Below are 24,487 nucleotides of genomic sequence, written 5' to 3' on the forward strand. Positions count from 1 at the left end.
CAGGCAAAACCTGATCCCCAGGCCCCAGGCCCCTGGCGCCGGTGGGCGGAAAGGCGAGGGTAGCGTCATGGCGTGATCCGCATCCTGCTGACCCGGCGCTGGGTAGTGCTGACGCTGGTCTTCGCCGCCCTGGTTCCGGTGCTGGGCGAGCTCGGCGTCTGGCAGTTCCACCGCTACCAGCAGACCAGCCGCAGCGACAGGATCATCAACGCCAACGTCAGTGCGCCGGTGGTCCCGTTCGCGTCGCTCGCGATCCAGTGGTGGCTGTTCGCGCTGCTGGTGCTCGTCGCCTGGTGGACACTGCTGCGACGCGACCTCAGGGACCACGCGGGCGACGGCGGCACCGCCCCAGGACGAGCCCCCGCCAAGAAGATCACCGTGGACGAGTACCTGGCCCAACAACGCGCGGCAACCGACGCGGCCAAGGCCGGGTCCGACCGGTGAGGCCCGGTCCGGGGACCACCTCGACCGCGCCCTCCGGGGTGCCGTCGGGTGGGCCGACCGTCGAGGAGCCGGCCCCTCTCCTCAGACCGGAGGGGCGGCGTCGGCGGCGAGGCGGGCGCGGAACACTCCGGCGAGCCAGCGGCAACGCTGCCGCAGCGTCCAGGCTCCGGCCAGGCCCATGGCCAGGCCGACCAGGCCGAAGACGACACCGGTCGCGGTGTTCTGGAAGTTCTGCGCACCGAACACCTTGGTCGGATCGTCGCTGCGGACCAGGATGGGCAGCTGGTCGCCGGGGCGGGCGGTGCGCTCGGGAAGTTCGCCCCGGTAGACGTGCCCCGCGACCACCCAGCTGCCGTCGCACTCCACCGCAGGACTGTTCCGGCCGCCCTTCAGGACGCACTGGGAGACGGTGGCGGTGACGGGGGTGGTGGGCACCAGCTGCCTGGCGAAGGCACTGACCGGCGCCATCAGCAGCAGCGGCGCGAGCAGGACGCCCACAGCCGCCGCTACCGTCGGCGCCCGGCGCTCGCCGCGCAGCTCGGCGAAGCTGCCGACGTACACCCTCTGCGGCCCGGACCTCGCAGCGGAGAGAAAGCGGTGCGTGGGGACGGCCCTGACCATGAACAGCACAGCGCTGACCGGCAGAGTGAGAACGGGGCTCAATGCCTGCCACCCGCTGAGATCGCCGAGGACGGTCCAGGGCAGCACCAGCGCCCCGGAGACGAACACCGCCCAGAACGGCACAGCGGTCGCCCTGCGCACAGCCCGAGCCCGCCGCGCCAACCGGTCCAACCGGTCTGCGTCGACAGTGGCGGACGGCAATGCCGGCGGCCACGGCTGCACCGCCCAGCCTCGCGCGTCTGCGCTCATACGATCCTCCCAAGATCCGAGGAACGCAGCTTAGACCGCCCATTGCCGGCAGCAGCCCGGCGACGGCGGCCGTCCGGGCCCCCAATGCGGGAGCCCGGACGGCACATGGTCTGCGCTACGAGGTGTACCAGCCGTCCACGTCGGCGATGACCTGGACCGTTCCGCCGGAGCCGTTGTAGAAGTCGATCGCTCCGTCCACGACGGGGACCACCACCAGGTTGGGGATGGTCTGTCCGGCGCTGAAGTTGAGGTTCGACACGGTCGGCAGGGGCTGGCCGTCCGGAAGCACGGTGACGTATCCGGCCTTCTGGGGAGCGGTGACGGTCACGTTCAGGACGACGGAGATGACATTGCTCGCGACCGGCGCCCCGGGCAGATCGGAGATGTTCAGCACCGCCGCGGTGCCCGGGGCGATCGCTCCCCCGGCGCCGCCGGCCCCGCTCCGGGTGTCCATCCCCCGGATCGGGGAGACGGCCTGGAAGGTGGAGCCGGCGGCGGAGTAGTAGCCGGCGATGTCGGCCAGCAGGTCGACCGCTCCGCCGGAACCGTTGTACAGGTCCACCTTGCCGTCCACCACCGGAACCATCACCAGATTGGGAATCGTCTGCCCCGCAGCGAAGTTCAGGTTCGACACCGTCGGCCGCGACTGCCCGTCCGGAAACACCGTCACATAGCCCGCACCCACCGGAGCCACCGCCGTCACATTCATCGCAACCGCCGTCACCCCACTCGACGGAACCCCCGCCACACCCGCCACCTGCAACCGCACCGTCCCACCCGCGACAACCCGCGCCTTCGACGCACCCCTACCCGACCGCGTGTCCAGGATCCGCGAAGGACCAACCGTGGTGAGCGCGGAGCCCTGGCCACCCGCGGTGTAGTAGCCGGTGATGTCGGCCAGCAGGTCGACCGCACCGCCGGAACCGTTGTACAGGTCCACCTTGCCGTCCACCACCGGAACCATCACCAGATTGGGAATCGTCTGCCCCGCAGCGAAGTTCAGGTTCGACACCGTCGGCCGCGACTGCCCGTCCGGAAACACCGTCACATAGCCCGCACCCACCGGAGCCACCGCCGTCACATTCATCGCAACCGCCGTCACCCCACTCGACGGAACCCCCGCCACACCCGCCACCTGCAACCGCACCGTCCCACCCGCGACAACCCGCGCCTTCGACGCACCCCTACCCGACCGCGTGTCCAGGATCCGCGAAGGACCAACCGGAACCAGCCGGCTGCCGGGCGGAACGGTCGGTGCGGCCGTGACCCGGAAGGCCGCCGGCAGGTAGCCCGGCGACGGCGTCCCCGGGACGTAGCTCGCGCCGTCCAGCACCAGGTCATAGCTGCCCGGACTGACGCCGTAGGTGATCAGCTGTCCGGTCAGCGCGGTACCTGACGAGTTGACGGACACCGGCCGGTAGTTGCCCGCGCTGATGCCGCCGGTGGCGAGTGACACCGCGGTGCCCATGCTCAGACCGGTGCCGTGCAGCACCACCTGGTCGACGCTCCCGGCCGGCCCGACGGCCGGCGAGACCGAGCTCAGCGTCGCGGCCGGGGGACGGGTGCAGCCGCTCCGGCAGACGCCCTGGAGGTAGTAGGAGAACGGGGTCGCTGACGTGTAGGGAGTGACCAGCAGAACCTCCTGCCCGGCCGGGTCGGTCGACTGGGTGCCGCAGCTGTAACTGAAGCTGCCCACGTTGTCGCCGTGGCAGAGCCCGATGGGGTCGGTCCAGGAACCGCTGGCGGAAACGCTCACCCACGGAAGGCCCGAGCCCGATCCGTACACCCCGATCGTCTGCGAGGGCTTCATCTGGACCACCGCGCAGTAGGCGGTCGTGGTCTCGGTGAGGGTGCCGCTCTGCGGGCCGAAGCCGTTCACGGACAACGGGTGCGCGGTGCACTGCGGAGCCCATCCGGCCGCGGTGCCCACCCGCCAGGTGTCCACATGGGCGGAGATCCCGATCCCCGAGTAGTTCTCGGCGGTCACGATGACCTGGTACGAGGTCGATCCGGTGACCTGGCAGGAGACACCCCACTGGCGGCAGACGATGGCGCCCTTGGCGTCCGCGACCTGCAGCACCGCACCAGCCGGGTGCGGAGCAGTGGCGCGCACGTCGATCCAGAGCTTGTCGGCGGCCGCCGCGGTGACCCGCTCGCAGACGGTGTCCAGGGCGGAAATCAGCACATGCGCGGTGGACGGTCCGCCGACCGTGGTGGAGACCGGCGCGGAGCACGAGGCCGTCTGCGAGACGTCGCGGCGCACCACCCGGTAGGTGTCACCGCTGCCGACGGTTGACACCAGCGCGGTGTAGGCGACTCCCGGGGTGTAGGAGCAGATGCCTGTGCTGTTGCCGAAGCAGATCTGCTTGCCGGTGGGGTCGTAGACGTTGATCGACCCGTTCACCTGGTTCGCGGTGTTGGTGTAGTCGATCATCTCCCCGGTGGAGTGCTGGTTCGCCGGGATGCTCAGGCATCCGACCTTGTTCGAGGCCGTCAGCGTGACCTGGGCACCCCAGGAGCCGCCGTAGCCGGACTGGGGCCAGACCGCGCATCCGGCTGCGGAGTCGGTCCGCTGCACCAGCAGCCGGTAGGAGGTGTTGAACGCCTGCGCCGACAGGACCGCCCGGAACGGCGCGGTACCGCTCAACGTGCAGATCGCGTAGCTGAAGTCGGCGTTCGGGCACTGCGGTACACCGGTCGCGTCGACGACCTGCGTCGGCACGGTGTTCCCGTCGGCGGCGGGCTCGTCGAACATGTAGTCCGCCCGCCCGGAGGCCGTCGGCAGGGTCAGGCAGACCTCCTCGCCGACGCCCTGGAAGCCGCCCGTGGCGGCACCGCTCGCGAAGTCGGTGTCACCGGTCGTCGTGCAGCCGCGACTCTCGTTCGCCGCGATGAAGACCGTGCCGACGTGCGCGGTGACGGCCGGGTCCACGCTCACCACGAGGTTGTAGTCACCGACGGCGAGTTGGCAGAACGGGCCGGAGTTGCTGCAGGTCGGTGTGCCGCCGGGGAGGTAGAGGGTGCTGCCGACGCCGGCGTCGTCCGGGGTCACCGCATGGATCTGGTACTGCCCCGCGGTGCTGACGTGCAGTGCGCTGCAGCGCACCGTGGACGTGGTGTCCGGCACGGTTCCGTAGGTCTGCTGAGCCACCGTCAGACAGCCCTGCGGCTGGGTGACGCTGTTGAGCTGCAGGGAGAGGGTGTCGGCGTTGCCGTAGGTGTCACCGGCCAGCACCCGGTAGGGGGCCGTGCCGGTCAGGGTGCAGTCACCCAGGTCGTCGATGCAGACCTGGGCGCCGGTGGCGTCGAAGACGGCCACGATCGGCTGGAGGAACTGCGCCGACGCCACGGCGGCGTGCAGCACACTGCCGCTGGCCATGGCCAGCGTGTAGCAGGCGCCGGTGGCCCCCGCGGCGAGCGGGGAGTGCAGTGCCGGAGCGGCGAACGAGGGGTCGGCGACGGCGCAGGTGGTGTCGGAGAGCAGCGCGGTCAACGCCAGCGTGTAGGAGGCGACGCCCTGGTTCTGGACCTGCACGGTGTAGCTGCCGGCCTGGGCGGTCGGGCACTGCGGGATCTGGAACCAGTTGGGCTGCCGGCAGCCGACGGCGCTGCCGTCGGGCCCGATGACGCTGATCGGCAGCATGTTGCCGTCGGTCCCTGCGGCGCGCACCAGCAGCAGGTCGGTCGCCGAGGGGAGGGTCAGCGTGTAGCTGTCGGTGCCTGCGGCCGCGGGCGAGGTGCAGGGGTACACGGTGTCCGTCACGACGGTGCCGGAGCAGGTGTCCGGGACGGCGGCGGTGTGCGCGAGGGCGCTGTGCACCGCGGCCGCGCGGAGCTTCTGCTCGTCCGCGGGCCGGGCCGGGAGCTGTGCCTTGGCCGGTGCCGTCGGCTTGACCGCCGCCGTGGCCTTGGCCGCCTTGGCCGCCTTCGCGGGCCCGGCCTGACCTGTGGTCTTCGCCGTCGCACTACCGCCGGCGGCTGCCGGTGCGGCAGCGGCAGCCGTACTGCTGGTGCCCCCGGCGGGCTGGGTCGCGGCCCCGTAGGCGACTCCGGTCGGACCGATGAGTGCGGCGAGGACGCACAGCAGCAGGACACAGAGCCCGGGCAGGCGCCTGGCTCCGCGGGTCGTGGACGGTGGCATGATGGCGCCTTCCCCCTGGATACCGCTCACCCCGCTCCTGTGACAGCCACAGGAGCCGCATAGGGCAGCGGGATCCTAGCAAGGCCGTTCGAGTACCGAGCGGGCACCCCAGCCCATCCGGGAGCGGGGACGGCCGCTGACCGCCGAGCCCGACCCGGTCCGGCGCCTACGCGTCGGTAACAACCCCTGTACAGGGGTTCTCTGCGGCTCTACGCTCCCGTTCATGCCGAACCTGCCCGATGCCGTGCTCTGGTCCGTGCCCGCCTTCGTCCTGTTGACCATCGTCGAGATGGTGTCGTTCCTGGTCCATCCGGACGAGGACGAGCAGGGGTACGCCGGGAAGGACACCGCCACCAGTCTGACCATGGGGCTGGGGAGTCTGGTGACCAATCTGGGGTGGAAGATCCCGGCGTTCGCGCTGTACAACCTGGTGTACGCGCTGACGCCGCTGCGGGTGCCGGTGCTGTGGTGGACCACGGTGCCGTTGATGCTGCTCGGGCAGGACCTCTGCTACTACTGGTCGCACCGGAGCACGCACCGGGTGCGGCTGCTCTGGGCGCAGCACGTGGTGCACCACTCCAGCAGGCACTACAACCTGTCCACCGCGCTGCGGCAGCCGTGGACGGACCTGACCTTCGGGATCTTCTACTTGCCGCTGGTGGTGCTCGGGGTCTCCCCCGCCGCCGTGGCGTTCTGTTCCTCCGTCAATCTGGTGTACCAGTTCTGGATCCACACCGAGCGGATCGACAAGCTGCCCCGCCCGGTGGAGTTCGTGTTGAACACCCCCTCGCACCACCGGGTTCACCATGCCTCGCAGGGCGGCTACCTGGACCGCAACTTCGGCGGGATCCTGATCGTCTGGGACCGGCTGTTCGGCAGCTTCACCGCCGAGGGCGACCGGCCCGTGTACGGGCTGACCAAGAACATCAGCACCTTCAACCCGCTGCGGGTGGCCACCCACGAGTACGCCGCGATCGGCCGCGACCTGGCCGCCGCGCGCAACTGGCGCGAGCGGGCCGGGTACCTGTTCCGGGGCCCCGGCTGGCAGCCGGCCGACCTGACAGAGCGGCAGGCGTCCGCGCAGGAAGCCAAGGTCGCCGCGTGAGGCTGCGTGCGTACGCGGCGCTGTCCCTCGCCCACCTCGTGTTCGTCCTGCTCGGCTGGGGTCTGGCCCGGGACATCAGCAAGCCGCTGCTGATGCCGGTGCTGGCCGCCGCCGTGGTCACCGCGGCGCCCCGGTTGCTGCTCGGCGCGCTGGTCGCGTCCTGCGCCGGGGACACCTTCCTGATCTTCGGCGGCAACTGGTTCCTGCTCGGCATGGGCGGCTTCGCGGTGGCCCACGCCTGCTACGTCACCCACTTCGTCCGCACCGGCGCGCTGCGCGACCGCCGCCGGCTGCTGCGCACCGCGGCGCCCTACGCGGTGGCCTGGGCCGTGCTGATCACGCTGCTGTGGCCGGACCTGGACGCGGGGCTGCGCATCCCGCTGGCCTGCTACAGCCTGCTGCTCACCGGCACCGCCGTGACCTCCGCCTGCGCCGGTCCGCGCACCGGCCTCGGCGGCGGGCTGTTCCTGCTCTCCGACTCCCTGATCGCGAGCGGCCTGGCCCACTGGCCGCAGCCGCCGGCCGCGGACTTCTGGGTGATGCTGACCTATCTGACGGGCCAGTACCTGCTCGCGACCGGCATCGCCGGCCGGTCCGGGCGCTACAGCGCCAGGTCGACGACGACCGGGGCGTGGTCGGAGGTGCCCTTGCCCTTGCGGGCCTCGCGGTCCACGTAGGAGTCGGTGACCGCCTCCACGAAGGGCTTGTTGGCGTAGGTGAAGTCGATCCGCATGCCGTAGTTCTTGGGGAAGGCCAGCCCCCGGTAGTCCCAGAAGGTGTAGGGGTGGTCGTACTTGAGGGCGCGCGGGAAGACGTCCGCGAGGCCGACGTCGCGGAGGTCGGCCAGGGCCTGCCGCTCCGGGGCGGTGACATGGGTCTGGCCCTCGAACTTGGAGACGTCCCAGACGTCCTGGTCGGTGGGCGCCACGTTGAAGTCGCCGAGGACGGCGAACGGGCGGGGGCCGGCGGTGTCGTCACGCACCGCGTCGCGCAGCGCGGCCAGCCACTCCAGCTTGTAGGCGTAGTGGGCGTGGCCCACCTCGCGGCCGTTGGGCACGTACACCGACCAGACCCGGACCGGGCCGCAGGTCGCGGCGATGGCCCGGGGCTCCTGCTCGGGCTCGGGCTCCAGCAGCGAGGGCTCGGCGTCGGGGGCGGGATCGGCCAGGTAGCCGGGCTGGTCGGGCAGGCCGCGCACCACGTCCTCGATGCCCAGCTTGGAGAGGATCGCCACGCCGTTCCAGCGGCCGGTGCCGTGCGCGGCGGCCTCGTAGCCGAGCTCGCGCACCGCCTCGTAGGGGAAGGCGTCGGTGGCGCACTTCAGCTCCTGCAGGCAGAGCACGTCGGGCGCGGCCGAGCCCAGCCATTCGAGCAGCTTGGGCAGCCGGGCGTTGACCGAGTTGATGTTCCAGGTGGCGACGCGGACGGTCATCGGTGGTAGCTCTGCTTCCTTGCGTTGGAACGGCGGGCAGTGGGCGGTGGAACGGCGGGCGGTGGGCCGCTATCAACCTACCGCCCGCCACTGACAGCGGCCCGCTACTGCGCTCCGACCGGCCACACCACCGCGGCCGCGCCACCGCCCCGGCGCACCGGTTCGGCCGCGGCCTGGAGCCGTCCGTCCGGGAGCGCCTGGATGCCGGTCGCCGCGCCGATCTCGGCCGGGCTGGACGAGAACGCCTCACCGAGCGCGGTCAGTGCCGCCGCGTCCGGCGTGGCCAGGAAGGCCGGCTCCACGTCCGAGACGGCCGCGTTGCGCTGGCTGACCCGGGGCGCGGCGATGGCCTGCTCCAGGGTCAGGCCGCGGTCGACGTGGCCGAGCAGGGTCTGCAGCACGGTGGTGATGATGGTGGAGCCGCCCGGCGAACCCAGCGCGAAGTCGAAGCGCCCGTTCTTCAGGACGATGGTCGGCGACATGGACGAGCGCGGCCGCTTGCCCGCCGCCGGCAGGTTGGGGTCGGGCACCCCGGCGACCGGGGCGGTGAAGTCGAAGTCGGTGAGCTCGTTGTTGAGCAGGAAGCCGCGACCCGGGACGGTCATGGCGCCGCCGCCGGTCTGCTCGATCGTCAGGGTGTACGAGACCACGTTGCCCCAGCGGTCGGCGACCGTCAGATGGGTGGTGTTGGTGCCCTCGTAGGTGGTCGGCGCCGGGGTGCCGGCGGTGGAGCAGCCGCTCGACGGGTGCCGGGGGTCGGCCGGGGCCAGCGGGCTGGTGAGGCTGGAGTCCGGCTTGATCAGGCAGGCGCGGGAGTCCGCGAACCGCTGCGAGAGCAGGGCCCGGGTCGGTACGTCGACCTGGCTGGGGTCGCCCACCCAGCGGTTGCGGTCCGCGAAGGCGATCCGGGAGGCCTCCAGGTAGTCGTGCAGGTACTGGGCGGACGAGGCGTCCTTGAGGTCGAAGTTCTCCAGGATGTTCAGCGCCTCGCCGACGGTGGTCCCGCCGCTGGAGGAGGGGGCGATGGAGTAGACGTCCAGGCCCCGGTAGCCGACCTCGGTCGGCGCCTGCTGCTTGACCCGGTAGGCCGCCAGGTCGGCGGCGGACAGCTGCCCCGGCCGGGCGTTCCAGCCCGAGGCCGGGTCCACCTGCGGCTTCTGCACCAGCGAGGTGATGTCCCGGCCGATGTCGCCCTGGTAGAGCGCGGCGGTGCCCTTGGCCTCCAGCTCGCGGTAGGTGGCGGCCAGGTCCGGGTTGCGGAACACGCTGCCCACCGCCGGGGGCTTGCCGCCGGGCAGGAACAGGGCGCGGGTGGCCGGGAAGGCGGCGAAGCGGGTGGCGTTGGCGGCGGTCTGCTGGGCGAAGGTGGCGTCGACGACGAACCCCTTGTCGGCGAGCTTCTCGGCCGGCTTCAGCGAGTCGGCGAAGGAGCGGGTGCCCCACAGCTGCAGCGCCCGGGCCCAGGTCTGCGCCGTCCCGGGGGTACCGACGGACAGCCCGCTGCTGACGGCGTCGGCGAAGGCCAGCGGTTTGCCGTCGGAGCCGATGAAGAGGTTCTGGTCGGCGGTCCGGGGTGCGGTCTCCCGGCCGTCCAGGGTGCTGACCTTGTGGGTGCGGGCGTCGTAGTAGACGAAGTACCCGCCGCCGCCGATCCCGGAGGAGTAGGGCTCGGTGACGCCCAGTGCGGCGGCGGCCGCGACGGCCGCGTCCACGGCGTTGCCGCCCTTGCGGAGCACCGCGATCCCGATGTCGGTCGCCTCCGCCGAGACGCTGGAGACCGCGCCGCCGTACCCGGCCGCCTCCGGCTGCTTGGCCGCCGGAGCAGCGGAAGGGGCGGCGGCTGACGGCGCGGCGGCGGTGGACGGGACCGTGCCCGCCGTCGCGACCAGGGCGACGGCGACGAGCAGGGGTGAGGCCAGGCGTAACGCTGAACTCATGCGTACCTCCGGTGAGGGTGGGAGCGGAGCCTGATGACGGTGTACAGACCATTGCGTCACAGTCCACAGCGATCCCACAAGAACTCCCACGGGTGACAGCACCGGGTCGGTGCGGGCGCCCCGGAGGCCGTCGGTCATGATGGTGGACGGCCGCCCGACGGCGGACGGCAGCACTGAGGAGGGCGACGGCGATGGCGGTACTGGCGGGAGTCGGCTACTCCGGGCCGCCGGCCTGGACGCTGGGCCGGGTGTTCAGCGACTGGCAGGTCGAGCCGGTGGTGCTGGCCCTGGCGGTGCTCGGGACCGTCGGCTACCTGGTCGGTGTCGCCCGGATCCGGCGCGGCGGCGGTACCTGGTCCTTCGGCCGCGGCTTCGCCTACCTGCTGGGCATGGCGCTGTGGGTGTTCACCACCTGCTCCGGACTCGGCGTCTACGAGAAGGTGCTGTTCACCGACCGCGCGGTGCAGGCCGTGGTGCTGCTGATGGTGGTGCCGCTGCTGCTGGCCATGGGCGCGCCGGTGACCGTACTGGTCGAGGCGGCGCCCGAGCGGATGCGGGAGCGGCTGCGGGCCGCGCTGCGCGGCAGGGCCGCGCAGGTGCTGATGTTCCCGCTGGTGTCGACGGTGCTGCTGATCGTGCCGCCGTGGCTGCTGTACTTCAGCCCCTGGTACCGGCTGTCCCTGACCAGCACCGGTTTCAACATCCTCTTCCACGTCGGCTTCGTGCTGTTCGGCCTCGCCTACTTCTGGCCGCGGCTGCAGATCGACCCGGTGGCCCGGCACTACCACCCGCTGCTCGGGATCACCATCACGGTGGCCGAGGTGATCTTCGACGCCGCGCTGGGTTTCATCCTGGTGTTCGGCTCGCACCTGCTGCTGCCGCACTACTGGCAGACGCTGGACCGGCCCTGGGGCATGTCCGCGCGCACCGACCAGTCCTGGGGCGGGGCGGTGCTGTGGGGGCTCGGCGACATCGCCGGGGTGCCCTTCCTGATCGCCCTGATCATCCGGGTGATCCGGGAGGAGCGGGTCCGCACCGCAGAGGTGGACGCCCAGCTGGACCAGGAGGCCGAGGCCAGGCACGAACGCCAGCGCACCGAGGGCGTGCTCGCCGAACCCGAGGACATGATGCGGCCCTGGTGGCTGGACGACCCCAACCTCGCCCACCGCTACGGTCAGCAGGAGCAGCGGGGGTAGGGCATTCGGCTGCGGACCGTAGCGGGCTTGTCGCGCAGTTCCCCGCGCCCCTCAGGTAGGTGCCACTTACTCACAGTGGGTCAGTTGCAGCCCCCAGGGGCACGGGGAACTGCGCGACCAGCCAGGCACATGCGGCAGCCGGGAGTCGGCGGGACGCCCTAGCGGCGGTCCTTCATGTACTTCTCGTACTCGGCGAGGATCTCCTCGGTGGGACCGTCCGCGCGGATCACCCCGGCCTCCAGCCAGATGGTGCGCTCGCAGGTGTCCCGGATCGAGTTGTTGTTGTGCGACACCAGGAACACCGTGCCCGCCGACTCCCGCAGCTCCTTGATCCGCTGCTCGCTGCGCCGCTGGAAGGCCGTGTCGCCAGTGGACAGCGCCTCGTCGATCAGCAGCACGTCATGGGTCTTGGCCGCGGCGATGGAGAACCGCAGCCGCGCCGCCATACCCGACGAGTAGGTCCGCATCGGCAGCGAGACGAAGTCCCCGCGCTCGTTGATCCCGGAGAAGTCCACGATGCCCTGGTACTTCTCCCGCACCTCGGCGTAGGACATGCCCATCGCCAGGCAGCCCAGCACCACGTTCCGCTCGCCGGTCAGGTCGTTCATCATCGCCGCATTCACGCCCAGCAGCGAGGGCTGCCCGTCGGTGTAGATCGACCCCGAGGCGGTCGGCAGCAGTCCGGCCACCGCCGCCAGCGTGGTCGACTTCCCTGACCCGTTGGAACCGATCAGACCGACCGCCTCGCCCTTGTAGGCGATGAAGCTGATGCCGCGGACCGCGTGCACCTCGGAAATGGCCGGCGACGCCTTCCGCCGCACCATCCGCGACAGCGCCGAGGTCGCCGAACCACGACCGGCACCGGCACCGTAGATCTTGTAGACGATGTGGACCTGGTCCGCGATGACGGTCGGGATCCGCTCGCCCCCGCCGTCAGCCACGGCCGTACTCCTCCTCCGCCTTCCAGAAGAAGAAGTAGCCGCCCAGGCCCACCACCAGGGACCAGGCCAGGCTGGACAGCCAGACGTGGCGCGGCAGGCTGGTCGAGGACACCGAGTCCATCAGCGCGTAGCGCATCAGGTTGTTGAAGATCAGCGCGGGATTGGCGTTCAGCACGTCGGCCACCCACTTGGGGGCGTGGGCGGTGAAGGTGGTGACGCTCCAGAAGACACCCGAGGTGTACATCCAGGTACGCATCAGAAAGGGCATCAGCTGGGCCATGTCGGTGGTCTTGGCCCCGATCCGGGCCATGAACATCGCCAGTCCGGCGTTGAACACCGATTGCAGGAACAGGATCGGCAGGATCAGCAGCCAGCGCAGCGTCAGCGGCTCCCCGGTGACCAGGATGATCACGCCGAGCACGCCCATCGAGAACAGCAGTTCCTGCAGCTGGATCACGGTGAAGGCGATCGGCAGGCAGGCCCGGGGGAAGTGCAGCGCCCGGATCAGACCCAGATTGTCGGCGATCGAACGGGTGCCCGAAAGCACTGCCGACTGGGTGAACTGGAACACGAACACACCAGTGCACAGATACGCGATGAAGTTCGGGATTCCCCGGTTGGTGCCCAGCAGCAGACCGAAGATCAGGTAGTAGACAGCCGCGTTGAGCAGCGGAGTCATCACCTGCCAGACCTGTCCCAGCCGGGCCGCCGTGTAGGTCGCGGTCAGCCGGGCGGTGGCGAAGGCCACGATGAAATGGCGCCGGCCCCAGAGTCTCCGGGTGTACTCCAGCAGCGGGGGCCGCCGCCCGCTGACGGCCAGTCCGTAGCGCTCCGCCAGTGCCGCGCTGCTCAGGGCGGTGTCCGCGCTGCCGTGGTACTCAGTCACCCTCAGACGTTCTCATGCAGTCGGAGGCTCAGCAGCACGGACGCAGCAACGAACACCGAATGGCGCAGTAGTGGACACCTCAGGTTCACCTACCGTCAGACCACCGGCGGGCGCCCCAGCCTGGTCATCCGCCAGACCGTGCGCCAGCGGATCGGCCGGCGCGGGCCGCAGGGGGTGCGCCAGCCCTCGGTGAAGCCGGAGAACCAGGCCCTGAGCGCGGGCCCGGAGGGGCGCCGGGCCAGGGTGAGCAGCAGCCAGACCCCGGTGTACACCGGTACCAGCAGCGCGGGCAGGTTGCGCCGGGCCAGCCAGACCCGGTTCCGGGCGATGTTGTGGTTGTAGACGGCGTGCCTGCTCGGCGGGGTCTTCGGATGGTGCAGCAGGATGTCGGCCCGGTACTCGATGTCCCAGCCCGCGTCCAGGGCGCGCCAGGCCAGGTCGGTCTCCTCGTGGCCGTAGAAGAACTCGCCGGGGAGCTGGCCGGAGGTCGCGAAGACGTCGCTGCGGACGGCGCTGGCGCCGCCCAGGAAGGTGGTGACCTTGGAGGAGTGCATCGGGTCGGCGGCGCGCAGCCGGGGCACGTGCCGGCGCTGGGTCTCGCCGCTCTCCGGGTCGGCGATGCGGAAGCTGACGATGCCCAGCCGCGGCTCGGCGGTGAAGGCGGCGCGGATCCGCTCGGCGTCGTCGTCCTGCGGCAGCAGCCCGTCGTCGTCCAGGAAGAGCACCACGTCGACGTCGGAGCCGTTGCTGCCGAATGCCTCGATCCCGACGTTGCGCCCGCCGGGGATGCCGAGGTTCTCCGCGGTCTCCACGCCCCGGACGCCCTCCGGCAGTTCGGGCAGGTCCGCCAGCGGGACGCCGTTGGCGACCACCACGCTCTGCACGGCGGGGCCGCGCTGGGCGGCGACGGAGTCCAGCAGCGCCTTGAGCTCCACCGGGCGGGTGCCCTGGGTGAGGATGACCGCCCCCAGCCGCAGCGGCGCGCCCATCTCCGCCGGGGCGCTCGCCTGAGCCGGGGCGCCCGCCCGGGCCCGCGCGCTCACTTGAGCCTGCTTGACAGCACAATGCTAACCAAGTGCAGTACGGTCTGGAGCATCGCGATCCCGGCCAGGATCGCGACCGCGAGCCTGGTGAAGAACAGGTCTCCGTGCGCGAAGTCGGCGATCCCGGCTGCCAGGAGCACCAGCGACGCCTCGACCCCGCCGATCAGCCGGTGGAACTTCAGCCCGGCGGCCAGCTTCCGGGCCGTGGCGACACCGGAGACGCGCGGGACCGAGGCGGAGTCCTTGACCGCGGTCAGCCCGCGGCGGATCCGGGCGACGTCGACCAGGTCCGTCTCGGCCTTGATCATGATCGCCCCGAGCGCGGCCAGCGTGCCGAGGAAGGCCCACATCCAGTTGACGGCGCCGACGTGCTTGAACAGGTCGGCGGCCCGCAGTCCGGCGCCGGTGAGCAGCGCGGCCTCGGACATGTAGTGGCCGACCCGGTCCAGGTAGACCCCGGTGGTCGAGGTCTGCTTGCGCCAGCGGGCCAGCTCGCCGTCGACGCAGTCCAGGCAGAGGTAGGCCTGGATCAGCAGCGCGGCGAGCACCGCCCCGGTCAGGCCCGGGACCAGCAGCGCGGCGCCGCCGATGATGCCGGTGAGCATCATCAGCCAGGTCAGCTGGTTGGGGCTGACCGGCGCGTCGATCAGGTGCCGGGTGATCCGGGACGAGATCTTGCGCATGTAGAGGCGCCCGGCCCAGTGCTCGTCGGAGCGGCGCTGGAGCATCCCCTCGGGATGCGCCACGGCGCGGAACTCCGCCAGGGTCGGCTTGCCGCCCTTGGCGCCCTTGCCGTCGCGGTCGCCGTGCTCGCCGTGGTTACGCGGAGGTGCTGACGTGTTTGACATAGTCGGTGTACGCGTCCCGGATGGCAGTGGGGTCGAGGTCGAGGTGCTCCAGGATGGTGAAGCGTCCTGGGCGTGTCTGCGGAGCGTAGTGCACCGCGGCGATGAACTCCTCGTCGGTGAAGCCGATCTGGTCGGCCGTCACCGGCAGGTCGTGCCGGGACAGCACCGTCGCCATCTGCGCGCAGAGGTCCAGATCCCCGCGCAGGAAGGTGGCGAAGGCGCCGCCGAGTCCGACCTGTTCGCCGTGCTGGGCGGAGCGGGTCGGGTAGAGCAGGTCCAGCGCGTGGCTGATCTCGTGGCAGCCGCCGCTGGCGGGACGGCTGCTGCCGGCCACGTTCATGGAGATGCCGGTGAGCACCAGCGCCTCGGCGAGGGCGCCGAGGAAGTCGTCGTCGGCCAGGCTGCCCGGGTGGCGCAGCATCATGTTGCCCGAGGTGCGGGACATGGCGGCGGCCAGGCCGTCGACGGCCTCGCCGGTCTCCCGGTAGGACAGCTCCCAGTCGGCGATGCAGGAGATGTTGGAGACCGCCTCGCCGATCCCGGCGGCGACGAAGCGCGGCGGGGCCTGCCGGATGACGTCCAGGTCGACGATGATGCCGATCGGGCTGGGCACCCCGTAGGAGCCCCGGCCCGCGTCGTTGTCCAGGGTGGACACCGGCGAGCAGAGGCCGTCGTGGGCCAGGTTGGTGGCCACCGCGACCATCGGCAGGCCGACCCGGGCCGCGGCGTACTTGGCCGCGTCGATGATCTTGCCGCCGCCCAGGCCCACCACCGCGTCGTAGTGGCCCGAGCGCATCTGGTCGGCCAGCAGCACGGCCGAGTCCAGGGTGCCGCCGGCCACCGGGAACCAGTCGGCGCCGGGCAGCTGCGGTGCCAGCCGCTCGCGCAGCGCCGCGCCGGAGCCGCCGCTGACGGTGACCGCCAGCCGGCCCGAGGCCGAGATGCGCTGGTCGGCCAGGATCGTGCCGAGGTCGTCCAGGGCCCCCGCCCTGATGTCGACGACCAGCGGGGAGGGGACGAGTCGGGTCAGTACCGGCACGCGATCTCCCGCCCCTTGGCCAGGTCCTCGTGGTTGTCGATCTCGACCCAGGACACCTCGCCGATGGGCTGCACGTCGACGCGCTGCCCCCGGTTCACCATCTCCTGGTAGCCGTCCTCGTAGTACAGCTGCGGGTCGCGCTCGAAGGTGGCCTGCAGCGCGGACGCCAGGTCGTCGGCGGCGTGCGGGTTGATCACGGTGAGACCGATGTACTCGCCGGTGGCCTCGGCCGGGTCCATCAGCTTGGTGATCCGGCGCACCCCCGTGGCCGGGTCGACGACGACCTTCATCTCCTCGTCGGCGAGCTTCTTCACGGTGTCCAGCGCCAGCAGGATGCCCGGGGCGGCGCCGGCCGCGGTGAGCCGCTCGTTGGCGTCCAGCATGGTGCGCTGCACCGAGGCGGGGTGCACGGTGTCGCCGTTGGCCAGCAGCAGGCCCTCGCGGAACAGCTCCCGGGCGCACCACAGCGAGTAGGCGTTGTTCCACTCCTCGGCCTTGTCGTTGTCGACCAGGGTGAGGTTCAGACCGTACTTCCGCTCCAGCCCGGCCTTGCGCTCGTACACGGCCCCGGCCTGGTACCCGACCACGATCGCGACGTCCTTCATCCCGACCTCGGCGAAGTTGCCCAGGGTGAGGTCGAGGATGGTCCGCTCGCCGTCCACCGGCACCAGGGCCTTGGGCAGGGTGTCGGTGTAGGGGCGCAGACGGCGTCCGGCGCCGGCGGCCAGAACGAGGCCGATCATGGGTTTCTCCGGTCCTAGGGGGCGTACGGTGGCTCGCCTGGGGGCGGGCGTTCCGTTGCGATCGTAGGCGCTCCCGGACGTCCGGCCGAAAACGGCGGTGTCGATCATCATCGCGGACGGCGGCACCGGCCGACAAGCTCGGCCCCCGGTCGGGCCGACCCCGCCCGTCCAACCTGCGGTATGTCGCCGACCTCGGTTGCCCGGTACGGCAGACTGTTCCGCAGCAAGGGGCACGCCCGCCACGCCTGCCGCTCGACCCACGCCGAAAGGTCCTGCATTGTCGACCACTGAACCGACCACCCTGACCGCGACCGAGATCCTGCTGGAACTGGTCGACGAGCAGGGGCGGACCATCGGCACAGCGGAGAAGCACGCCGCCCACCAGGCTCCCGGACAGCTGCACCGGGCCTTCTCCGTATTCCTGTTCGACGCCGAGGGCCGGATGCTGCTGCAGCAGCGGGCCCTGGCGAAGTACCACTCCCCCGGTGTCTGGTCGAACACCTGCTGCGGGCACCCCTACCCCGGCGAGACCCCGTTCGCGGCCGCGGCCCGGCGCACGGCCGAGGAGCTCGGCGCCGCGCCGGTGCGGCTGCAGCAGGCGGGGACGGTGAGCTACGACCACCCGGACCGGACCACCGGCCTGGTCGAGAAGGAGTACAACCACCTGTTCGTCGGGATCTCCGCGGCCGAGCAGCACCCCGACCCGGACGAGGTCGCGGACGTGCGCCTGGTGACCCCGGCCGAGCTGGCCGCGCTGCGGGCGGAGAAGCCCTTCTCGGTGTGGTTCGGCACAGTCCTGGACGCCGCGCTGCCCGCGGTCCGCGAGCTCCTGCCGGGGGCGGGCTGGTAGTCCCCTCGGGGGCTCGGTGCGGACCGTAAATGGCTGGGCGCGCAGTTCCCCGCGCCCCTGGATAGTGCAACTTGCCCACGGCGGGAAGTTGCACCTACCTAGGGGCGCGAGGAACTGCGCGCCCAGCCCGGCACAGGCCGCAGATGCCTAGTGGGTCAGCACCCGCAGCCTCCCGCCCACCCGGGCGAGATCGGCCGGAACCTGCCCGACCACCTTCTCCCCGTCCACCGCGACCATCGGGACGACCGCCGAGGACAGGAACGAGTTCAGCCCGGTGAGCAGGAAGTCGCCCAGCCCCCCCGAGACGATCCGCAGCACCGCCGCCCCGCCCTTGGCGCCCTGGACGGTCACCTCCGCGGTCCGGCCCCCGCCCAGCGGCAGCGAGACCGTGACCGGGCCCTCGTTGTCGCTCTGGATGAGGACGGTGAGGTAGCCGGTGTCGGCGGCCCCGGCCACGGTGCGCCAGTAGGCGTCGGCGCTGCCGGTCACCACCTGCGGGCCGTCGAACAGCTCGCTCCCGGCCGCAGCCGCGGCCGCGGCGCGGCCCGGGGCGGCCAGCGCCTGCGCCAGCACCGTGCACGGCCGCAGCAGCTCGTCCAGCTGCGGCACCTCGCCGCCCAGCAGGTCGACCCGGTGGCCGGCCGCCAGGTGCCCGGCCAGCAACTCCTGCACCCGGCGGTGCATGAACGCGCCGCCGTGCAGCACCAGGTGCGGATGGGCGGCCAGCGAGTCCGGGTCGGCCGACTCCAGGTCGACGATCCGGTAGTCCCGGCCCTCGGTGCGCATCCGCTCGTGGAAGGCCCGCAGCGGGCGTCCGCAGGCGGCGCCGCCCAGCGCCTCGGACGGCTGCTCCTCGGGCGTCCAGGCGGCCACCGCGGCGTACGGCGCGTACAGCGCCCAGCTGGGGCCGGTCACCTGACCCGCCGACAGGAACTCGGCGCCGTGCGCGTCGAAGAAGTCCGCCAGCATCCGGACCGTGCCGGCCTTGTCGGTGGGACGGCCCTCGGCGTCGATCGGCGGGCAGTCCGGGTAGGGCGGGGCGTGCATGATGTCCATGTCCTCGCCCCAGCCCGAAGTGGCCACCCCGGTGTACACGTTGATGCCGGTGGCACCGGCCGCCAGCGCCAGCACGCTCTGGTGGAAGCTGGTGGCCCCGGCCGCGTACGCACGGTCGTAGAGTTCCGAGAAGCCCCAGTTCTCCTCCATGTTGGGGCCCGGGGCGCGCTTGGCCGCCAGCACGTAGCGGGCGTGCGAGTCGTGGTCGGTGGAGACCACGCCCATCCAGTTGGTGAAGCCGTAGTTGATGCCGTTCCAGCGCTCCGGACGGACCCGGGACAGCCAGCTGTCGAAGGAGTACACGTGCTCGGCCGGCGGGTTGACGTTGACCAGCACCGGCACGTCCGGGCCCAGCGCCTCGGTCCAGCCGTGGTAGGCCGCGGCCAGCAGCTCGGCGTGGTAGCGGCCCCAGTCGGCCCGGGCCAGCTGCTCCTGCACCGACGAGGCGGTGCGCCGCTCGCGCGGCGGCTCGACCTGGCCCCAGTCGGTCAGGCCGGTGCCGTGCGCCTGGTTGTAGGCGTCCAGGCTGCCGTAGTGCTCGCTCAGCCCGGTGCGGAAGAAGGCCAGTCCCGAGGCGCTGTAGTCGTAGGCCCACAGCGGCAGCGAACCGTCCGTGAACAGGCCCTCGTTGGCTATCTGCACCAGCACGACCGGACCCTCGGGGGTGGTCGTGGTCTGCAGCACCTCCTTGCCCACGGCCCGCATCCAGTCGCCCACCCGGGCGGTGAAGTGCGCGCCGAGCGGGGCGGGCAGCGGCCAGCGCTCGACCTTGCCGTCGGCGCCGAGCCGGGACCCGGGCCACAGGCCGGGGTTGCCCTCGGCGTCCAGGATCGGCTCGACCTCGGGGTTGTGCGCCGGGCAGATCCAGTCCGGCAGCCCGCCGTAGTTGGTCTCGGCGTGGATGAACGGGCCGGGCTTGACGATCACGCTCAGGCCCAGCTCCGCGCAGATCCGCAGGTAGCCCAGCACGTCCCGGTCCGGGCGGGTGGAGCCGTTGAAGTCCGGCAGCACATCGGGTTCGGGCTGGTGGTGCCGCCAGGGGATGTAGCTGGTGACGATCCGGATCCCGGTCTCGTCACGAAGGGTTCGCAGCCGATCCCGCCACACCGACGGGTTGTCCCGGTAGTACGGATAGTCGGCAGTGGCGAGCAGGCCGGGGGCGCCGTCGGTGTGGAGCACGCCGTCTCGGAGCTCGATGCGCACAGGGGGTCCTCTCGGGGCGGGAAGTCGTGGTCGGTCGTTCTGCTGAACTGCTGATGGGCCGTCAGCCCTGGCGGCTGCGGCGGATGTTGTCGCGGAACCAGCGGCCGCTCTGCTTGACGGTGCGCTTCTGCGTCTCGTAGTCCACGTGGACGATGCCGAAGCGCTTGTCGTAGCCGTAGCTCCACTCGAAGTTGTCCAGCAGCGACCAGGCGAAGTAGCCGCGGACGTCGGTGCCGGCGTCGCGGGCCGCGGCCACCGCCTCGATGTGCTCGGCGAAGTACGCGGTGCGGTCGGCGTCCTCGACCTCGCCGTCCTGGTCCGGCGCGTCGTCGAAGGCGGCGCCGTTCTCGGTGACGTAGAGCGGGATGCCGGGGTAGTCGGCGCCGAGCCTGGTCAGCATGCCGGTCAGGCCGAACGGGGTGATCTCCCAGTCCATGGCGGTGACCGGGTAGCCCTGCGGCACCAGCCGGGTCAGCGCCACCCCGTCGGCCGTGGCCTCGACGCCCGAGTCGTCCTCGGCGGTGCCCGAGAAGTAGTGGCTGGTGTAGTAGTTGACGCCGAGGAAGTCCAGCGGCTGGGCGATCACCGAGAGGTCGCCGTGCTGCACCGGCAGGTGCACTCCGCGCGCCGACAGCTCGTCGACCACGTCGGTCGGGTAACTGCCGAGCACCAGCGGGTCGGTGTAGATCCGGGTGCCGAAGCCGTCGGCGCGGCGCGCCGCGGCGCGGTCGGCGTCGCTGTCGGTGGCCGGCAGGGCGTGGGTGGTGTTCAGCGTGATGCCGACCTGGATCGGCTCCGGCGCGGCCTCCCGCAGCCGCTGGGTGGCCAGTCCGTGGCCGAGCAGCAGGTGGTGCACGGCGGCCATGGAGTCGCCGAAGTCCTGCCGGCCGGGGGCGTGCCGACCGGTGTCGTAGCCCAGGACGGCGGAGCACCAGGGCTCGTTGAGCGTGGTCCACCAGCGCACCCGGTCGCCCAGCCGGTTCATCGCGATCTCGGCGAAGTCGGCGAAGCGGTAGGCGGTGTCCCGGGCCGGCCAGCCGCCGGCGTCCTCCAGCTCCTGCGGCAGGTCCCAGTGGTAGAGCGTGACCCAGGGCAGCACCCCGCGCTCCAGCAGCCGGTCGACCAGGCGGTCGTAGAAGGCGATGCCGCGCTGGTTGACGGCGCCCCGGCCGCCCGGCTGGATCCGCGGCCAGGACAGCGAGAAGCGGTACGAGTCCACGCCGAGGCCGGCGATCAGGTCCACGTCCTCGGGCATCCGGTGGTAGTGGTCGCAGGCCACGTCACCGTTGTCGCCGGCGTGCACGGCTCCGGGCACCCGGCTGAAGGTGTCCCAGATGGAGGCGGTCCTGCCGTCCTCGAAGGCGGCGCCCTCGATCTGGTAGGCGGAGGTGGCGACGCCCCACAGGAAGTCCACGGGGAAGCGGGAGCCCGCGTCGGAGCGCGGCTCGGGCGCGGACGCGGACGAGCGGTCGAGGCTGGTCGTCATGGTTCTCCAGTTCGGGCCGGGATGGCGTACTGCGGCAGGACACTGCGGGAGAGCGCTCTCTCGCATATGGGGAGTGTTGCGCCCAGCCTCCGTGACCGTCAAGAGCCCTGCTGGAAGACCTGCTTGTCCGCGACTTGTCTCCGAGAGGTGAAGCCAGGTCACATCCGTGCAACACCGTTGACTTCGAGTCTTGACAGCAACCACGCCCGGGGGCAAGCTCCGGGCAAGCGGAGAGCGCTCTCTCTGCTCGGTCGGCGAGTTAACTCTTTGTTGCCGGAACGTGATTGACGTGACGCAGATTACCCTGCTTGACTCCCCGACGAAACCGGTTACGGAACCGGTTCCCCACCGATCAATGACGAACGGAGGCGGACGTGCCGATCACCATCGCCGACGTGGCCAAGCACGCCGGGGTCAGCAAGACCACGGTCTCGCGGGTCCTCAACGGCAAGGGTGAGCTCAACGCGGCCACAGCCGCCCGGGTGCGCCAGGTGATCGCCGAGCTCGGCTACGTCCCCAGCGCCGGCGCGGTCGGTCTGGCCCGTGGCCGGACCCAGATCGTCGGCATGCTGGTCCCCTCGCTGACCTGGCCGTGGATCGGCCAGGTGCTCCAGGGCGTGGTCGACGTCGTCGAGGCGGAGGGCTTCGGACTGCTGCTGTTCACCTGCAACCGCGGTGAGGAGTCGCTGCGCCGCTTCGCCCAGCAGGTCTCGGCGAAATCCTTCGACGGACTCCTGGTGATAGAACCCGAGGGCACCCTCGACTACATCACCGAACTCCACCAAGCAGGCCTCCCGGTCGTCCTGATCGACGACCGCGGCCACCAGCCGATCTTCCCCTCGGTCGCCACCACCGACCGCTCCGGGGGCGCCTCGGCCGCCCGTCACCTGCTGGAACTCGGCAGGCGGCGCCCGGTCGTGGTCACCGGACCCGAGAGCTTCGGGTGCGTCCAGGACCGGCTGGCCGGATTCGCCGACGAGTACGCGGAGGCGGGCCACCCCCTGCCACCGGAGCACGTGCTGCTCGGCGACTTCACCTTCGAGCAGGGCCGCAGCGCGGTGGGCCGGCTGCTCGCCTCGGGCGCCTCCTTCGACGCGGTGTTCGCCCAGAACGACCTCTCCGCCTCCGGCGCGCTGCTGGCCCTGCGCGAGGCCGGGCTGCGGATCCCGGAGGACGTGGCCGTCGTCGGCTTCGACGACGTGCCGCTGGCCGCCTACAGCGAGCCGGCGCTGACCACCGTGCACCAACCGCTGCGCGAGATGGGCGACGCCGCCGCCCGGATGCTGCTCGCGCACTTCAAGGGCACCCCGCTGCCGACCGCCGCGGAGGTCCTCCCCACCCACCTGGTCGTCCGCGACTCCACCCGGTCCCGGACCTGATCGCAGCGCCTGTCGGCCGCTGCACCACGAGCCGCACCACCCGAGAACCGAACCGCAGTACCGACACCGCAGTAACGCAGTCGCACCACCCCCTTGAACAGGCAGGACCGCCCACGGTGCCCTGCCGCAGTGAGCCACACCCTCAATCCGACACCTTCCGAAGTGGGGATCAATGCGCGTCAACCGCACCGCCACCGCACTCTTCGCCGGCGGCCTGGCGATAACCTGCCTCGCCGCGTGCAGCAGCAGCAACCCGGGGACCAAGAGCAACAACGGCTCCTCCAGCGGCGCCACCGTCCTGAAGATCGGCATGCCCGATGCGACGCTGACCGCCAACAACAACCCCTACCTCAACTCCTCCGCGGCAGCGGCCCTCGGCTACCGCTTCATGATCTACGAGCCCATGGCGATGCCCAACGACGCCAACCCCGCCGCCGCGGCCAAGCCGTGGCTCGCCACCAAGTGGGACTGGACCAACAACTACAAGACCGTCACCTTCACGCTGCGTAGCGGTGTGACGTTCTCCGACGGCTCCCCGATGACCGCCGACGACGTGGCCTACTCCTTCCAGATCCTGAAGGACAAGCCGGCGCTGAACTTCAACGCGCTCGACATCGCCAGCACCAGTGCCAGCGGCAGCACGGTCACCGTCAACTTCAACACCTCCCAGTTCGTCACCCAGGCCAAGGTGCTGAAGACCTTCGTCATCCAGAAGAAGCAGTGGTCCGCGATGTCGGACCCGACCACGGACGTGGTATCCAACCCGATCGGCACCGGCCCCTACACGCTGAAGTCGATCAACACCCAGAACGCCATCCTGGACGCCCGGGCCAGCGGCTACTGGCAGACCGCGCCGAAGGTCAAGGAGCTGCAGTACACCTCGTACTCCGGCAACGACACCATGACCACCGCGCTCACCAGCGGTGCGGCCGAGTGGTCCTACGTCTTCATCCCCAACGCCAAGACCATCTACGCGGCCAAGGACCCGGCCCACAACCACCTGTACTTCCCGCCGAACCTGAGCGCGGACGGCCTGTGGATCAACACCACCGTCAAGCCGTTCGACAACCCGGCGCTGCGCGGTGCGATGGCCATGGTCATCAACCGCGAGGACATCTTCAACCAGGGCGAGTCGGGCTACTTCAAGCCGCTGGTGAACAGCGTCACCGGGCTGCCCACCCCGGCCGGCAACTCCTTCATCGCCCCGCAGTACCAGGGCAAGACCGCCACCGTGGACGTGGCCGGCGCCAAGGCCAAGCTCACCGCCGCCGGCTTCAAGTACAACGGCAGCAACCTGGTCGACCCGAGCGGCAAGCCGGTCTCGATCACCCTGACCGACCCGGCCGGCTGGTCCGACTACCAGACCGACCTCAGCATCATCGCCGACAACTTCTCCAAGATCGGCATCAAGACCACCATCGACAAGGCCGACGAGAACGCCTGGACCAAGGCGATCGGCGCCGGCAACTTCCAGGCCGCGATGCACTGGACGAACGGTGGCTCCACGCCGTACGACTTCTACGAGAACATCATGGACGGCGCCAACCTCAAGCCGATCGGCACCGACAGCCCCAACGGCAACTACGGCCGCTTCAACAGCCCGCAGGCCACCCAGGCGCTGAAGGACTACGCCAACGCCTCCGACGACGCCTCCCGCGCCAAGGCTCTCAGCACCATCGAGGACATCATGGTGCAGCAGACCCCGATGATCCCGACCTCGGCCGGCAACGTGGGAGCCGAGTACTCCACCAAGAACTGGAGCGGCTGGCCGGACGACTCCAACGAGTACGCGGGCGGGCAGCCGACCATCCCCAACGCGCTGCAGGTCGTCCTCTCGCTGACCCCGGCCAAGTAGCACGCCCCACGGCAACACCCGCACCACCGCACA

19 protein-coding genes are annotated in these 24,487 nt (G+C 71.0%); 7 read left to right on the forward strand and 12 right to left on the reverse strand.

All coding sequences use genetic code 11. The annotated features are described in order from the left end of the window. The first annotated feature begins 72 nt into the window (after nucleotides 1-72). The gene (locus ABUW04_RS21555) at nucleotides 73-444 is read left to right on the forward strand and encodes a hypothetical protein (protein WP_380566274.1); all 372 of its coding nucleotides are present in this window, start codon (nucleotides 73-75) and stop codon (nucleotides 442-444) included. Between the two features lie 81 nt (nucleotides 445-525). On the opposite strand, the gene ABUW04_RS21560 is transcribed toward ABUW04_RS21555, so the two are convergent. Both ABUW04_RS21560 and ABUW04_RS21565 read right to left on the reverse strand, forming a co-directional pair. Then, nucleotides 526-1,206 (reverse strand): hypothetical protein, encoded by a 681-nt coding sequence (locus ABUW04_RS21560; protein WP_232242745.1) that lies wholly within the window; start codon nucleotides 1,204-1,206, stop codon nucleotides 526-528. Nucleotides 1,207-1,429: 223 nt separating this feature from the next. Then, entirely contained in the window at nucleotides 1,430-5,455 is a 4,026-nt protein-coding gene (locus tag ABUW04_RS21565) for a hypothetical protein (protein WP_380522050.1), read from the reverse strand. 223 nt (nucleotides 5,456-5,678) lie between these two features. Here ABUW04_RS21565 and ABUW04_RS21570 point away from each other — a divergent pair, with 223 nt between their 5' ends. Both ABUW04_RS21570 and ABUW04_RS21575 read left to right on the forward strand, forming a co-directional pair. After that, nucleotides 5,679-6,560: a sterol desaturase family protein gene (locus ABUW04_RS21570; protein WP_030261909.1), complete on the forward strand. Its 882-nt coding sequence runs from the start codon at nucleotides 5,679-5,681 to the stop codon at nucleotides 6,558-6,560. Beyond that, nucleotides 6,557-7,237: a lysoplasmalogenase gene (locus ABUW04_RS21575; RefSeq protein WP_037597299.1), complete on the forward strand. Its 681-nt coding sequence runs from the start codon at nucleotides 6,557-6,559 to the stop codon at nucleotides 7,235-7,237. The genes ABUW04_RS21570 and ABUW04_RS21575 overlap by 4 nt, the downstream gene beginning before the upstream one ends. Here ABUW04_RS21575 and ABUW04_RS21580 read toward each other — a convergent pair. Together ABUW04_RS21580 and ggt are read right to left on the reverse strand one after the other, a co-directional pair. Then, on the reverse strand, nucleotides 7,162-7,992 hold the full coding sequence (locus ABUW04_RS21580) for an exodeoxyribonuclease III (protein WP_030261912.1): 831 nt from the start codon (nucleotides 7,990-7,992) through the stop codon (nucleotides 7,162-7,164). The two genes, ABUW04_RS21575 and ABUW04_RS21580, sit on opposite strands and share 76 nt — an antisense overlap. A gap of 104 nt (nucleotides 7,993-8,096) precedes the next feature. Further along, on the reverse strand, nucleotides 8,097-9,929 hold the full coding sequence (ggt, locus tag ABUW04_RS21585; protein ID WP_380566275.1) for a gamma-glutamyltransferase: 1,833 nt from the start codon (nucleotides 9,927-9,929) through the stop codon (nucleotides 8,097-8,099). A gap of 191 nt (nucleotides 9,930-10,120) precedes the next feature. Between ggt and ABUW04_RS21590 the strand changes: the two genes are divergently transcribed. Further along, complete coding sequence (locus ABUW04_RS21590; protein WP_030261917.1) at nucleotides 10,121-11,125, forward strand: cytochrome c oxidase assembly protein; 1,005 nt, start codon at nucleotides 10,121-10,123, stop codon at nucleotides 11,123-11,125. A 158-nt stretch (nucleotides 11,126-11,283) separates the two neighbouring features. Here ABUW04_RS21590 and ABUW04_RS21595 read toward each other — a convergent pair whose 3' ends face one another. The 6 genes from ABUW04_RS21595 to ABUW04_RS21620 form a co-directional block, all read right to left on the reverse strand. Continuing rightward, nucleotides 11,284-12,066: an ABC transporter ATP-binding protein gene (locus ABUW04_RS21595; RefSeq protein ID WP_030261919.1), complete on the reverse strand. Its 783-nt coding sequence runs from the start codon at nucleotides 12,064-12,066 to the stop codon at nucleotides 11,284-11,286. Continuing rightward, complete coding sequence (locus tag ABUW04_RS21600; protein WP_030261920.1) at nucleotides 12,059-12,952, reverse strand: ABC transporter permease; 894 nt, start codon at nucleotides 12,950-12,952, stop codon at nucleotides 12,059-12,061. Before ABUW04_RS21600 ends, ABUW04_RS21595 begins: the two co-directional genes overlap by 8 nt. 95 nt (nucleotides 12,953-13,047) lie before the next feature. After that, a complete protein-coding gene (locus tag ABUW04_RS21605; protein ID WP_030261922.1) occupies nucleotides 13,048-13,941 on the reverse strand; it encodes a glycosyltransferase family 2 protein in 894 nt (297 codons plus the stop codon). Between the two features lie 50 nt (nucleotides 13,942-13,991). Beyond that, the gene (locus ABUW04_RS21610) at nucleotides 13,992-14,723 is read right to left on the reverse strand and encodes a CDP-alcohol phosphatidyltransferase family protein (RefSeq protein WP_030261925.1); all 732 of its coding nucleotides are present in this window, start codon (nucleotides 14,721-14,723) and stop codon (nucleotides 13,992-13,994) included. A 91-nt stretch (nucleotides 14,724-14,814) separates the two neighbouring features. Then, nucleotides 14,815-15,882, reverse strand: a complete 1,068-nt coding sequence (locus ABUW04_RS21615) for an iron-containing alcohol dehydrogenase family protein (RefSeq protein ID WP_030261928.1) — start codon at nucleotides 15,880-15,882, stop codon at nucleotides 14,815-14,817. Continuing rightward, nucleotides 15,870-16,625 (reverse strand): phosphocholine cytidylyltransferase family protein, encoded by a 756-nt coding sequence (locus ABUW04_RS21620; protein ID WP_030261931.1) that lies wholly within the window; start codon nucleotides 16,623-16,625, stop codon nucleotides 15,870-15,872. The genes ABUW04_RS21615 and ABUW04_RS21620 overlap by 13 nt, the downstream gene beginning before the upstream one ends. Nucleotides 16,626-16,902: 277 nt before the next feature. Between ABUW04_RS21620 and idi the strand changes: the two genes are divergently transcribed. Then, nucleotides 16,903-17,475 carry an isopentenyl-diphosphate Delta-isomerase gene (gene idi / locus ABUW04_RS21625; protein WP_030261933.1) on the forward strand — a complete coding sequence of 191 codons (573 nt, stop codon included), beginning with the start codon at nucleotides 16,903-16,905 and terminating at the stop codon, nucleotides 17,473-17,475. A 147-nt stretch (nucleotides 17,476-17,622) separates the two neighbouring features. Here idi and ABUW04_RS21630 read toward each other — a convergent pair whose 3' ends face one another. Both ABUW04_RS21630 and ABUW04_RS21635 read right to left on the reverse strand, forming a co-directional pair. Further along, entirely contained in the window at nucleotides 17,623-19,734 is a 2,112-nt protein-coding gene (locus ABUW04_RS21630; RefSeq protein WP_030261936.1) for a beta-galactosidase, read from the reverse strand. Between the two features lie 61 nt (nucleotides 19,735-19,795). Next, complete coding sequence (locus ABUW04_RS21635; protein ID WP_030261939.1) at nucleotides 19,796-21,220, reverse strand: GH1 family beta-glucosidase; 1,425 nt, start codon at nucleotides 21,218-21,220, stop codon at nucleotides 19,796-19,798. Nucleotides 21,221-21,594: 374 nt separating this feature from the next. On the opposite strand from ABUW04_RS21635, the gene ABUW04_RS21640 reads away from it, so the two are divergent. Together ABUW04_RS21640 and ABUW04_RS21645 are read left to right on the forward strand one after the other, a co-directional pair. Further along, complete coding sequence (locus ABUW04_RS21640) at nucleotides 21,595-22,599, forward strand: LacI family DNA-binding transcriptional regulator (protein ID WP_030261941.1); 1,005 nt, start codon at nucleotides 21,595-21,597, stop codon at nucleotides 22,597-22,599. A gap of 172 nt (nucleotides 22,600-22,771) precedes the next feature. Beyond that, a complete protein-coding gene (locus ABUW04_RS21645; RefSeq protein WP_030261944.1) occupies nucleotides 22,772-24,454 on the forward strand; it encodes an ABC transporter substrate-binding protein in 1,683 nt (560 codons plus the stop codon). Nucleotides 24,455-24,487 lie beyond the last annotated feature (33 nt).

This window comes from Streptacidiphilus jeojiensis (genome assembly GCF_042510965.1).
In the GTDB taxonomy this organism is placed as follows: Bacteria; Actinomycetota; Actinomycetes; order Streptomycetales; family Streptomycetaceae; genus Streptacidiphilus; species Streptacidiphilus jeojiensis.